Source organism: Lichenibacterium ramalinae (assembly GCF_004137085.1).
GTDB lineage: Bacteria > Pseudomonadota > Alphaproteobacteria > Rhizobiales > Beijerinckiaceae > Lichenihabitans > Lichenihabitans ramalinae.
This window is the reverse complement of sequence record NZ_QYBC01000015.1, coordinates 115007-126809: the sequence shown is the minus strand read 5'-3', so window position 1 is coordinate 126809 and position 11803 is coordinate 115007. Positions and strand designations below refer to the sequence as shown.

Sequence of the window (11803 nt, the reverse complement as noted above, 5' to 3'; positions counted from 1 at the left end):
CCGGGGGGCGCCGGACGGGGAGTGGAGGTTCCGCGCCGTCCGTCAGACCGCCAGCGCCACCAGGGCGCGGGCGGCATCCGCCTCGGTGCGGTCCGACAACGCGCGGCGGAGCTTCTCCATGGCGCGGTTCTCGATCTGCCGGACGCGCTCCTTGGAGATGCCGAGCCGCGAGCCCAGGGCTTCCAGCGTGGCGGCGTCCTCTGCCAAACGGCGCTCGCGCACGATCTTGAGTTCGCGCTCGGTGAGGACGCCCAGCGCCTCGCGCAGCCAGACGATGCGGCGGTCCCCGTCGATCTGCTCGCCAACCGTCTCGTCCGGCAGGGGCTTGTCGTCGACCAGGAACTCGACACGCTCGGTCTGACCCGTGGAATCGCCGTCGGTGACGGGGGCGTTGAGCGACACGTCGGGGCCGGACAGCCGCGTGTCCATCAGCTCGACATCGGCGGGGGAGACGCCGATCGCCAGCGCGATGGTCTGGAACATGGAGGCGTTGGACTCGGGGCCGCCCTCGCGGGACAGCTTGGCGCGCAGCCGGCGGAGGTTGAAGAACAGCGCCTTCTGGGCCGACGAGGTGCCACCCCGCACGATGGACCAGTTGCGCAGGATATAGTCCTGGATGGAGGCGCGGATCCACCAGGTCGCATAGGTGGAGAAGCGCACCTCGCGCTCGGGCTCGAAGCGCGCGGCGGCTTCGAGCAGCCCGACGTGGCCCTCCTGGATGAGATCCGCGATGGGCAGGCCATAGTGGCGGAAGCGGGCCGCCAGCGCGATGACGAGGCGCATGTGGGCGGCGGCGAGTTCGTGCAGGGCGTGTTCGTCGCCGCGGTGGCGCCAGCTCTCGGCCAGCGCGCGCTCTTCGTCGCGCTCGAGAAACCGGGCCGCCATCGCGGCCTTCACGAACTGCCGCCTCACGCCCGCCATCTGCAACATGGTCGACTCCCCGCCTGGTCTGGGGAGATACGCGTGCGACCGTGGAAGGTTTCAGCCCGGTCGGCGATCCCCGGGCGGACGAAGTGCGGCAAACATGCCGAACGGATCTAGGGCGCGGCCCGGGTTTATTCCACCACGACCTTGTAATGGCGGTTCGCCTCCAGTGTCGGGCCGTCGAGCCCGTTGAGCACCTGGAAGTTCTCGAGCGGGTGGTCGGGCACGGCCATGCGGGCCGCGAAGGCCTCCGCCCCCTCCCCCGGCGCCGCCGTGGCGATGGCGACGCGCATCGGCCGCACGTCGCGGGCGTCCTCGGGCGTGATGCGGCGGAACGTGTCGATGGCGTCGCGGAAGCGCCGGTCGACCTCGGGCGTCAGGTCCTTGGCGGCGAAGGTCAGGCGGTAGACGTCGCCGCCGACCCGGATGGCGGCGAGCCGGAAGGACCAGGATTCGGCCTTGGCCAGCACCGTGATGCCGGGGAGGCCGTTGACCTTGATGGCTTCGGGCGTCCCCTGCGTCTGCAGGCCCTCGATCCAGCCCGAGGCCAGGTAGGCGACGAGCGTGGTCTCGGGCGCGACCTTCATGCTGTCGAGCCGCAGCGCCTCGGTGCCGTCCTGGGTGACGCCGAGCACGGCCTGGGCCGAGTTCTCGAGCACGAAGTCTTCCGGCGCCGTGAAGGCGAAGCCGAGCTTGGGGTGGATGAAACGCCGCCCGCGCACGAAGCCCTGGGCGGGGTCGTCGCCGTAGAGGATGCCGTCGATGGCGGCGAGGTAGCGGTCGTGGCCCGTCTCGCCGATGCCCGGGGCGGAGATGCCCCGCGCCACCGCCACGGCCTTGGCGACGCGCTCGGGCGTGGAGGGATGGGTCGCCATCATGTCGGGCTTGGCCTCGGCGCCGGGATGCAGCGACTGGCGCAGGTCCGTGGCGCGGCCGAGCGAGACGAGGAAGCGCGACGCCGCGAAGGGGTCGTAACCGGCCTTGGCGATGACCCGGATGCCGACCTGGTCGGCATCGATCTCCTGCTGGCGCGAGAAGGAGGCGAGCGACAGCTGGGCGTAGCTCTTGAAGGTCTTGGACCGGTTCGGGTCGTCGATGACGTCGGCCGCCTGGGAGATGACGGCCGAACGCTTCTCGAGCTCGGCCCGGCGCAGGGCGTGGCGCTCGGTGACGTGGGCGATCTCATGCGCCATCACGGCGGCGACCTCGCTCGTGTCGTTGGCGAGGGCGAGCAGGCCGCGCGTCACGAAAATCTCGCCCGACGGCAGGGCGAAGGCGTTGACGATGGGCGAGTTGAGGATGGTGACGCGATACACCTGGCTCGGCGTGTCGCTGGCCGCGGCGAGCTTCACCAGCACCTCGTCGACGAAGCGCTCGGTGGCGGGGGCGTGGTATTCCCCGCCGAAGAAGCCCACCAGCTGCTTGTGCTCGCGCGCCGCCGGGCTGTCGACGCCGGTGGTGCGGGGCGCGGCGGGGGGCAGCGGCACCGCGACGGAGGCCGGCAAGGCCCGCGGCTGGTCCTCGAGCTGGCCGGCGCAGCCGCCGAGCATCGGCAGGGCCAGGAGGACGGCGAGCGCCGGCAGGGCCCAGCGGGACGCCGGGCGCGCGCCGGCGCCGCCCGGGCGGCGCATCCGCGCCCGCCGGTCGTCCCCGCCCGCCTTCACCCGCTGCCGCATCCGGATCGGTCGCCTCTGTCGCACCGCACCTGTCTAGCGGGGTCGCGCGCGGGCCGTCCAGTGTTTCGCATCCGGCGCCTCGACGAGCGAGCCGGGCTCCAGGCTCTCCACGGCTTCGGGCTCGGTGAGGCGCATCCGCGGGCCGAATCGCCCGTCGAGGTCGCCGCGCAGCCGCACCGGCGTGCCCTCGTAGTCGGACAGGGCGAGCCCGGCCCTGGCGAAGCGGGCGGCATCGCGGCGCGACACCACCGCGGCGAAGCCCCAGCGGTCGCGCCCGAGCGCCAGGTAGAACGCGCCGCGCCCCTCGTGGACGTGGAGGATGCCCTCGACCAGCGCGAGGCCGCCCGCCTGCGTCGCCAGCCCGGCGGCGTCGCCGGGGACCAGCACGGCATAGCGGGCCTCCGCCCAGAGGCCGCGCCGTGCCGTGCGGGCCCCCGCCTCCGCGGCCAGCAGGGCCGGGAAACAGGCTGCGAGGCCCGGCTCGGGCCGCGCCCGGGCGAGCCCCGCGGCCAGCAGCGCGCCCGCGGCACCGGCCGCCTCGCCCCCGGGCCGCACCACCAGGGCGGCGACCCGCCCCCAGCGGTCCGGTCCCGCCGCGACCGCCCGCAGCCCGGCCGGCCCCGCCCCCAGCCAGGCTTCGAGCGCCGCCCGCGCCCGGGCCGGCAGGTCCGGCGCGTCCGGCGTGGCCAGGGGCGGATCGATCCCGGCGAGCCGGACCAGCCGACCGTCGGCCAGCGTCATCTCCAGCCCCTCCGACACCTCCGCCCCGGCGACGGACTCCGGGACCGTCCCCCCGTCCGCCCCGCAGCCGGCGTCCCCGGCCTCCTCGGCGGCCCGGCCCGGCACCGCGCCACCGGCGAGCGCGAGCAGCACCGCCGCCGCGAGGGCGGGCCGGCAGCGGCGGCGGCGTCTTTCCATTCCGGGCATTCTTCGCTAGGGTGAGGTCGTGAGGTTCCGTAGCTCAGCAGGATAGAGCAGCGGTTTCCTAAACCGAAGGTCGGGGGTTCGAATCCCTCCGGGACCGCCACTCACCTCACATAGGATGTTGTTTTCATTACGGTTTTGGGTTCGGGCCGTTGGCCTGTTCCTCGTCGTGGCCCATGTTTTCCGTCGGATCAAACCGGTCGTGACTGGACCCGGGAGGTCGGATCCCGGAAGGCCGATGCAGCGCGGGTTCCAGAAGACAACGGCCCTGTCCAGTTGCCTTGATGCCCGTGGCCGTGCCCTCACGGGCTTCCTATCGGATTTTCTGCGGTGTCTTCACTGTGGAGGCTGGCGGATGTTGCAGATCGGGGCAGCACTGACGGCGGTAGATGAATCCATCACGCCCTGACCGTCTCCACGATGGGCCGGTGGGAAGGCTTGGCAAGAGCATCCCATCAATGCGCCTCGATTGGACCGGTCGTTTTCTGCGGCTTTTTCAGAAGTGGGATGGCGGCGAGGCTGACGATGAGCCCGACTGCGATGATCCAGAAGGCATCGCTGTAGGCCATCACGTAAGCCTCGCGCCGAGCCTGGGACGCGATGAGGCCGAGCGCCTGAGCCTGCGCGGCGACGGGGTCGACGACGTGGGCCTGCATGGCATAGGTCATCGCTGCGAGGCGCGACTGTGTCAGGGTAGCGTTTTTGGTCATCGCCTCGGCCAGCACCGAAAAATGCATGTGTTCACGCCGGTCGATCATGGTGGACAGCATGGCGATGCCGATAGAGCCGCCGAGGTTGCGCATCATGTTGGAGAGGGCCGAGGCGTCGGCGGTGTCGCGCGGCGCGAGGCCGGCCGTCGACATCTGCGACAGCGGCACGGTGAACAACGGCTGGCCAGCGGCGCGCAGCAGCTGCGGCAGGATCAGCTGGTCCATGCCGACATCGTGGGTAAGGCCGACGTTGATGAAGCAGCTCAGGGCGAAGAGCAATGCTCCGGCAACGACCAGCAGACGCGGGTCGAAGCGCTTCATGAGAAAGGGCATGGCAGGGAAGAGCACGAGCTGCGGCAGCCCACTCCACATCACCACGTAACCGATCTGCTCGGCGTTGTAGCCCTGGATCTGCGCGCAATAGACCGGGATGACATAGATCGAGCCGAACGAAACGGCGCCCAGCACCGTCATCAGCAGGCAGCCGCCGCCGACCGAGCGGTTCTTCAGGACGCGCAGATTGATGAAAGGTTTTTCCGCCATCATCTCGCGCAGGATGAAGCCGCCGATGCCGAAAACGGCGAGCAGTGTGCCCTCCACGATGATGGGGGAGCCGAACCAGTCCTTGCGCTGGCCTTCCTCCAGCACGAAGGTCAGGGCTGGCAAGCCGGCTGCCATCAGTCCGATGCCGAGCCAATCGCCCTTGGCCAACTCTCCAAGCTTCAGGGGCGCTGGGTCGAGGGCATAGAGCTGCAGTGCCAGCGCGATCGGGCCGGGCACGAGGTTCAGGTAGAAGATGTAGTGCCAGGACAGGTTGTCGGTCAGCCAGCCGCCGACTGTCGGGCCAATGGCGGGCGCGAACGTGGCGGTGAGGCCGAAGAGCGCGATGCCGACCGCCTGCTGAGACTTCGGCAGGCGCGTGCGCACGATGGTGATGGCGGTGGGGATCAGCACCCCGCCGGTGAAGCCCTGGCCAGCCCGGAACAGGATCATCTCGGGCAGGCTGGTCGACAGCGCGCAGGCGACCGAGAACCCGATGAACAGCCCCGTGTTGACGGCGAGGTAGCGCCGCAGCCCGAAGATCGAGCCGAGCCAGCCCGTGAGTGGGATGACGATAATCTCGGCCATCAGGTAGGCGGTGGAGATCCAGCTCCCCTCATCCGACGAGGCGCCGAGCGCGCCCTCGATGTCGCTGAGCGAGGAATTTGTGATCTGGATGTCCAAAATGGCCGTGAAGGCGCCCAGGATAGCGGCCGCGACGGCGAGCCACTGGCGAAACGAGGCTTTCTCGAGGTCGGCGCTCATGGCAGATCCTCAGCGGCCGTCGGCGAAGCCGATGCGCGTCCGGCCGTCCGGCACGACGTCGCCGTGCCGCGTCTCGACAGTGGCCTCGACCGACAGGCCGGGTCGCAGCCGGTCGAGCAATGGGTCGTCGGTAGCGAGGCGGATCTTCACCGGCACGCGCTGCACCACCTTGGTGAAGTTGCCGGTGGCGTTTTCAGGCGGCAGCAGGGCGAATTGCGCCCCGGTGCCGGGGGAGAAGCTGTCGATCCGGCCGTGAAACTCATGGTCGCCGAAGGCATCCACGGTGAACCCCACAGGCTGGCCGACCTTCATGTCGCCGAGCTGCGTTTCCTTGAAGTTGGCGACGAGGTAGATGTCGCGGCCCATCGGCACCACGGTCAGCAGCCCCATGCCGGCCTGCACCATCTGGCCCACCCGTACGGCGCGGTCGCCCACCACGCCATCCACCGGCGCCCGCACGGTCGTGTAGCCGAGGCTGAGCTCGGCCTGATCCAGCTTCGCCTGCGCCGATGCGATGCCGGCGACCGCGCTGGCGGCCAGCGCCTCGTAGGTCTTGACCTGCTTCTGCGCGGAGTCGAGCGTCGCACGGTCCTTGTCGAGCGTCGCCCGGTGCTGGCGCAGGTCGGCGTCGGTCTGCTGTGCGCGCTGGGACGTGCCGGCGCCGGATGTGAGAAGGTCGGCGTAGCGCTTGGCCTCCTGCACCGAGAAGGCGAGACCGGCTTGCGCGTTGGCGATATCGGCCTGGGCGGAGGCCACGCTCGCCTGCTGCTGCACCACGGCGGCCTTGTAGCCATCCAGCTGTGCCTGTGCTTTGGCAAGCTCCGCTTTCGCCCCCTCGACCTGAATGCGGGCGTCGCTGTCGTCGAGTGTGGCGATCACGTCGCCGGTGTGGACCACCTGGTTGTCGCCGACGGCCACGGTGGCGACGTACCCCGAAATTCGCGGCGATACCGTCACCTTGTCGGCCTGGAGGAAGGCGTTGTCGGTGGTCTCCTGGTAGCGTCCCACCGTCCACCAGTGCCAGCCAGTGTCACCACCATAGGCCACGCCGGCGAGCAGCACCGCGGCGACGAGCACTTTCTTCCTCCTGCCTTGTCGCGGCGGTTGCACGCTTGGGGCAGCCGGCGTGCCGGACTGCGGGGCAGCCGCCTGCTGGGGTGAGGTCGGGTTCGGCGGAGCGTGATCGAGCGAAGCCGGCACAGGATCGGGCGAGGCGCTGCGAGCCACGACCTCGTCCCGCTCCGTCGCGTCGCTCATGACATCGTCGCGCTCGATAGCGTTGAAGCTCAGCCTGTCTGCGGAAATGCCGTCCATGCGCCGCCTGCCAAATTGAACGAAACTATCTCGTTCTGTTATGATGAGCGCGTTCGGTTAACGCAAGGACTATGATCCCGGCATGACGCTCGACCTCGACGAACCGCAGCCCACGGTGCACGCCTCCGCTCCGACCAAGCCGCGCCGCGGCTCGGGCGGCCGTCCCTCGCAGCAGGAGGCTCTGCGACGCGACGCGCGCCTCGTCGAGATCGCCGCCACCATGTTCATGGAGCGCGGCTTCGACGCAACGACGATCGACGCCGTCGCGGAGACGGCCAATGTCGGCAAAGCCACGCTTTATGCCCGCTACCGCGACAAGGCCGCCCTCTTCGCAGCGGTTTTCCGGCGCCAAATCGACCGCTGGCTGTCGAGCAGCATGGTGGAAGCGCCGATCCCGGGCGACAAGGTCGCAGATGTCTTGCTGGCCATGGGGCGCAGCATGGTATCGGCAGCCCTGGTGCCCGAGTCCATCGCGATCAATCGCATCGTGATCGCCCAGGCGATCCGGTTCCCTGACTTGGCCCACATGGTCCATCGCGAGGGTTGGCAGCGATCGAATGCTTCGATCGCTGCCGTGCTCGATCATTTCGCGCGAGACGGTCAGCTCGTCGTCGAGGACAGCGAGATGGCGGCCGACCTGTTTCTCAGCCTCGTGGTGGGTCGCCTGTCGCGCCTCGCCATGCTGGGCATCACCATCGATCCCGCGCAGGTCGACCGGCGCGTCGAGGCCGCGGTATCGGTGTTCCTCAACGGCGTCGCTGCACCTCGCTGACCGGGGATCGTCGCCGGACCCAGAACGGGATCGAGGCGCACGGGGGCGCGCGTCTGCTCTCGGCAAGCTCGTTCGCTCCCGAGCTCATGCCATGCTCGGCCATGCTTCACCGGCAGCAGCCAAGCCGCTTCACCTCGGACCGGTCCGCGCTGCGCCAGGTCACCGATCTCGAGGTGAAGTCCCGAGGGGCGGACCACGATCTCGGCGTGCCGGTCAGCCGTCGACAGGCCCTGTGACCGAGGCGCGTGTCGCGACAGGTCGTGGGGCGCGGTGCTCGTCCGTCGGGTCTTGATCCTCGTTCTTCCAACACCAGCGGAGCAGGACGCCGTTGACGGTCCGCGCCCAGCCCTCGATCGCCATGGTCCAATGCGCCACCGCGAGGCTCGCCACGACTGTCGCGATCCCGATGGCGAGCGCCGTGAGCGGCGTCAGCACGCCGTCCGAGCCTGCCGCCCAGGTGATCAACCCTGAAGTCACGCTGATCAACACAGTGAAGTGCCAGAGGTAGAGCAGGTAGGAGATGCGCCCGAGGAACTGGGACACGCGGCTGCGCGCCAACAACGCAACCAGGCTTTTGCAGGAGTAGATGGACAAGAGCAGCAGTGTTCCGGCACCGACGAGCCCGCGCAGCTCCTGGTCACCCAGAACCTGACGACGGCCGACGAACCAAAGCGCCGTGACGATGCCGAGCGGTGCGCCGTAGCGATCGACCGTAGGCGGCAGACGTCGAAAGACCCCGGCGGCCCGTGCTTTGCCGAGCAACATGCCGATCAAGAAGCAGCCCATGAAGGACCCGTCGGCAACGAGCAAGTAGGCCAATACGGCCACGATCCAGGTCGCGCCCTTGACCCGCGGGAAGACGAAAAGCGCGAGCAGGAGGAAGAACGACCCGATCAGTTCTACGGGCATGGTCCACAGAAAAGGAAGGTAGTCGCTACGGTAATTGCCCGTGTAGACATGATAGAAGGCGAATTTAATCGCGCCGGAGCCGCTGGCGTTGAAGCGGGCGAAACTCCCGAGCCAATCCGCCCGGTCGACGATGTCGCCCGCTGCGACCGTCGGCGTCAGGCCCAGGGCCATGAGGCTGGCCGTCACGGCGGTGACGACCACGATCGGCACCGTCAGGCGCGGGTAGCGCTTGAGCGCGGCCCGCTGCAGGTAGGTGGCGCCGCCGCCGTGGAAGAACGGAAAACTCAGCGCGTCGCCCGACAGGATGAAGAACAGGATGACGTCGAAATGGCCTGCGAGCAGGAAGGCCGTGTAGGGATTGCGAAGCCAGGGGACCGCCACGCCGAACGTTTCCCAGAAGACGTGGAAACACACGACCGACAGGGCGGCCCAGCCGCGGACGGCGTCGATTTCGAGCGCCCGGCCGCCGGGATCGGCGACCAGCGTTTCTGTGTCGGACGATCCTCCTGGTCGTCGTGGATGCCTGGGCTTCACGGGAGATCCGGCCATGATCGTCATGAGCTGACGAACGCCGTCGGCCGCGGCACAGTCAAGTCGAGGCAACGGGACCGAGGTCGTTCTTCTATGCCCCGACCCGTTCCACCTCCGACGACGACAGGGGCGCGTCGTCGACGGTGCACAGCCGGTCGAGCACGAGCCGCTCCGGCCGCCTGGAGCAGCCGGGCGTTGCCGCGCTTCACCGCCTGCAACGCCCCGTCCCGCAGGCCCGGCCGATCCCGCCGAGCTTCACGCCACGTCGGACAGCGGCATCGCGACGGTGACGCGCAGGCCGTCTGGGTCGAAGGCGACGTCGACCGTCCCATGCGCCTGATAGGACAGCAACTGCTTGAGGAGCCCGATCCCGAACCCTTCCCGCGTCGGCAAGGGGATGGGCGGCCCGTCATGCTCGTTCCAGGTCCAGCGCAGCGTCCGGTCGGCACCCTCTCCCTCCAGCGACCATCTCACTTCGAGGCGCCCGTCCGCGTGCCCCAGAGCGCCGTGGCGCAGGGCATTGGCCGTCAGCTCGTGCAGCGCCATCCCGACCGGCACGGCGAGTTCGGATGGCAGCAGAGCGGGAGGCCCTTGCAGCGCGATGCGGGCGTGGCCGGGCATGTCGTGGAGTTCGGCCCGCAGCAGGTCCTCGAACGAGACCACCTGGGTGCGGTCCTCGGTGATCATGGCGTGGGTCTTGGCCAGTGAATCGAGCCGCCCGCCGAAGGAGCGTGAAAACTCCGCCATGCTGACCGACGAGCGCAGGCTGGCGTTCAGCACCGCCTGCACGGTCGCCAGCGTGTTCCTGACCCTGTGGTGGAGTTCGCGGACCAGGAGGTCCTGCCGGTCTTCGGAGGCGCGGCGTTCCGTGATGTCGCGTTGCGCCGAGATCCAGCGCGTGATGCGGCCTCCCGCGTCCCGCACCGGGGCGATCAACCACTCGACCATGTAGGTCGTGCCGTCCTTGCGGTAGTTGAGAGCCTCGCCCTGGTAGGTTTCGCCGCGGACCAGTGTCGCCCGCATGCGGTCGAGCACGCCGCGTTCGGTCCGCGGCCCCTGGAGCATGCGGGGCGTCCGTTGCAGGACTTCGCCGGGTTCGTAACCCGTCATGCGGGTGAAGGCCGGATTGGCATATTCGATGTACGGGCCGGGATGATCGAGTTCCGCTGACGTGATCAGGATCGCCTCGCTCGAAGCCTCGATGGCGGCGAGCAGGACGGAAAGATCCGGCAAAGGATGGTCGGGTCCGTTCAACGCAATGCCTCCCTGCGGCGCCCATCTCCGGCGCCGGACCATGCCTGGAGCCTGTGAACAGGCTCGCGGTCGCGAGCCGGCGCGCGTCGGCGACCGCATGACACGCGCCAGAAACGGCCGATGGACCTCGCCGTCAACTCGCCGGACGGAAGGCGGTTCAGCGCCCCCGGGACAGGCCGCGGCAGCCGACCGACCCCCTCGATCGGACGGAACGACTTGCGACCGGCCCCGTTTGGATCGATAACCGTTACGTCAATCAATCGGAGGTCCCATGGGCGAGATGCGGAAGAGGGGCGGCGCGCGGCCCGGGGCCGGCCGGCCGGCCGGCGAGCCTTCGGCGGTGGTGCGCCTGCCGTTGCCGCTCGCCGCCATCGCCAAGCGCATGCGGGACGGGAGCCTGCGGGCCGGCGACATCAACGCCTTCCTCGACGTGTCGGCCCGCAGCACGGCTTCGGTGCCGCTGGCCTCGGCGGCGGCGGCTTGCGGCTCACCGAGCCCTGCCGACGACCACATCGACCGGCCGCTCGACTTCAACGAACTGCTGGTGAGGAACCCGGCCGCCACCTTCGCGGTGCGCATCTCGGGCGAGAGCATGCGGGACCGCGGCCTGCTTCCCGGCGATGTCGCCGTGGTCGACCGGGCCCGGTCGCCGGTGAGCGGCTGCATCGTGCTCGGCCTCGTCGGGGGCGAGTTCACCATCAAGACCTACCGGCTCAGGGCCGAGGGCGTCGTGCTGGAGGCGGCCAACCCGGACTTCCCCGACATCGCCATCGACGAGGCCTCCGCCTTCGAGGTGTGGGGCGTCGTGACCGGGATCGTCCGCACGTTCTGACCGCCCGGGGCCGCGGCGAACCGCGCGCGGCCGAGACATCGAGGAGGCGAGCACCATGAAGATCGGCGATGCCGTCCGCCTCAGGCCGGGCAGTTGCCTGCGCGAGCGCCTGGAGCCTTTCGCCGACGCCGTCGGATGCGTCGTCGACACCTACCAGGACGACGACGACGACGGGCTGCGCATCGGCGTCGCCTTTCCGGACCAGGTCTACGGCTTCCTCGCGCCGCTTTCGGCCGACGAGTTCGTCCTCCACCCGGGCCGGCCCGGCGAGCCCGCCTGACGGCCATGCCGACGCATTGGACCGTCACGGCGATCCGGGCCAAGGCCGATGCGCTCGAGGCGCGCGGCGCCGGGCGCATCACGCTCGCGGCCGAAACCCTCGGCCTGATGGTGACGGCCCTCCGCTTCCTGGCGACCGAAGGCATGGCGGAGCGGCGCGCATCCTACACGGTCGAGGTTTGGGACGCATCCGGCAACCACATCGTCGAGCACATCGGCTCGCTGTCGAACCACGCGGCGGCCCACGCGGCCTTCGACGCTGCCTGCGCGTCCCGCCCGAACCAACGCGTCACGCTGCGGCAAGGCATCAGGATCGTGACCCGCCGCGGGCTGGACGGCGAGGCGAATCTGACGGCGTGAACCCGACGGGGCG

11 protein-coding genes and 1 tRNA gene are annotated in these 11803 nt (G+C 69.6%); 5 read left to right on the top strand and 7 right to left on the bottom strand.

All coding sequences use genetic code 11. From position 1 onward, the window contains the following. Positions 1 to 42: 42 nt before the first annotated feature. The 3 genes from D3272_RS17895 to D3272_RS17885 form a co-directional block, all read right to left on the bottom strand. Positions 43 to 930, bottom strand: coding sequence for an RNA polymerase factor sigma-32 (locus D3272_RS17895; protein WP_129220571.1), 888 nt, complete (start codon positions 928 to 930; stop codon positions 43 to 45). A 125-nt stretch (positions 931 to 1055) separates the two neighbouring features. Next, complete coding sequence (locus tag D3272_RS17890) at positions 1056 to 2600, bottom strand: M48 family metalloprotease (RefSeq protein ID WP_245496650.1); 1545 nt, start codon at positions 2598 to 2600, stop codon at positions 1056 to 1058. 33 nt (positions 2601 to 2633) lie between these two features. Then, positions 2634 to 3518, bottom strand: coding sequence for a nuclease (SNase) (locus tag D3272_RS17885; protein ID WP_129220570.1), 885 nt, complete (start codon positions 3516 to 3518; stop codon positions 2634 to 2636). 32 nt (positions 3519 to 3550) lie between these two features. Here D3272_RS17885 and D3272_RS17880 point away from each other — a divergent pair. Then, positions 3551 to 3627: transfer RNA gene (locus D3272_RS17880), tRNA-Arg, on the top strand. 352 nt (positions 3628 to 3979) lie between these two features. On the opposite strand, the gene D3272_RS17875 is transcribed toward D3272_RS17880, so the two are convergent. Beyond that, complete coding sequence (locus tag D3272_RS17875; protein ID WP_129220569.1) at positions 3980 to 5539, bottom strand: MDR family MFS transporter; 1560 nt, start codon at positions 5537 to 5539, stop codon at positions 3980 to 3982. 9 nt (positions 5540 to 5548) lie between these two features. Then, positions 5549 to 6853 (bottom strand): HlyD family secretion protein, encoded by a 1305-nt coding sequence (locus D3272_RS17870; RefSeq protein WP_245496649.1) that lies wholly within the window; start codon positions 6851 to 6853, stop codon positions 5549 to 5551. An 82-nt stretch (positions 6854 to 6935) separates the two neighbouring features. Between D3272_RS17870 and D3272_RS17865 the strand changes: the two genes are divergently transcribed. Beyond that, complete coding sequence (locus D3272_RS17865; RefSeq protein WP_129220568.1) at positions 6936 to 7625, top strand: TetR/AcrR family transcriptional regulator; 690 nt, start codon at positions 6936 to 6938, stop codon at positions 7623 to 7625. Positions 7626 to 7838: 213 nt separating this feature from the next. Here the strand turns inward: D3272_RS17865 and D3272_RS17860 are convergent, their stop codons facing one another. Both D3272_RS17860 and D3272_RS17855 read right to left on the bottom strand, forming a co-directional pair. Next, positions 7839 to 9092: an acyltransferase family protein gene (locus D3272_RS17860; protein ID WP_129220567.1), complete on the bottom strand. Its 1254-nt coding sequence runs from the start codon at positions 9090 to 9092 to the stop codon at positions 7839 to 7841. Positions 9093 to 9320: 228 nt separating this feature from the next. After that, on the bottom strand, positions 9321 to 10319 hold the full coding sequence (locus tag D3272_RS17855) for an HWE histidine kinase domain-containing protein (RefSeq protein ID WP_245496648.1): 999 nt from the start codon (positions 10317 to 10319) through the stop codon (positions 9321 to 9323). Between the two features lie 271 nt (positions 10320 to 10590). On the opposite strand from D3272_RS17855, the gene D3272_RS17850 reads away from it, so the two are divergent. The 3 genes from D3272_RS17850 to D3272_RS17840 are packed head-to-tail and all read left to right on the top strand — an operon-like array spanning position 10591 to position 11790. Then, positions 10591 to 11151, top strand: a complete 561-nt coding sequence (locus D3272_RS17850; protein WP_245496647.1) for a LexA family protein — start codon at positions 10591 to 10593, stop codon at positions 11149 to 11151. A gap of 55 nt (positions 11152 to 11206) precedes the next feature. Further along, positions 11207 to 11431, top strand: coding sequence for a hypothetical protein (locus D3272_RS17845; RefSeq protein WP_129220565.1), 225 nt, complete (start codon positions 11207 to 11209; stop codon positions 11429 to 11431). Positions 11432 to 11436: 5 nt separating this feature from the next. After that, positions 11437 to 11790 carry a hypothetical protein gene (locus D3272_RS17840; protein ID WP_129220564.1) on the top strand — a complete coding sequence of 118 codons (354 nt, stop codon included), beginning with the start codon at positions 11437 to 11439 and terminating at the stop codon, positions 11788 to 11790. Positions 11791 to 11803: the final 13 nt, after the last annotated feature.

Excerpts from the sequence above, each read along its gene's own strand:
- D3272_RS17885 (WP_129220570.1), bottom strand. The coding sequence starts at position 3,518 with ATGGAAAGACGCCGCCGCCGCTGCCGGCCCGCCCTCGCGGCGGCGGTG.
- D3272_RS17875 (WP_129220569.1), bottom strand. The coding sequence starts at position 5,539 with ATGAGCGCCGACCTCGAGAAAGCCTCGTTTCGCCAGTGGCTCGCCGTC.
- D3272_RS17850 (WP_245496647.1), top strand. The coding sequence starts at position 10,591 with ATGGGCGAGATGCGGAAGAGGGGCGGCGCGCGGCCCGGGGCCGGCCGG.
- D3272_RS17890 (WP_245496650.1), bottom strand. The coding sequence starts at position 2,600 with ATGCGGCAGCGGGTGAAGGCGGGCGGGGACGACCGGCGGGCGCGGATG.
- D3272_RS17895 (WP_129220571.1), bottom strand. The coding sequence starts at position 930 with ATGTTGCAGATGGCGGGCGTGAGGCGGCAGTTCGTGAAGGCCGCGATG.
- D3272_RS17845 (WP_129220565.1), top strand. The coding sequence starts at position 11,207 with ATGAAGATCGGCGATGCCGTCCGCCTCAGGCCGGGCAGTTGCCTGCGC.
- D3272_RS17870 (WP_245496649.1), bottom strand. The coding sequence starts at position 6,853 with ATGGACGGCATTTCCGCAGACAGGCTGAGCTTCAACGCTATCGAGCGC.
- D3272_RS17840 (WP_129220564.1), top strand. The coding sequence starts at position 11,437 with ATGCCGACGCATTGGACCGTCACGGCGATCCGGGCCAAGGCCGATGCG.
- D3272_RS17865 (WP_129220568.1), top strand. The coding sequence starts at position 6,936 with ATGACGCTCGACCTCGACGAACCGCAGCCCACGGTGCACGCCTCCGCT.
- D3272_RS17860 (WP_129220567.1), bottom strand. The coding sequence starts at position 9,092 with ATGACGATCATGGCCGGATCTCCCGTGAAGCCCAGGCATCCACGACGA.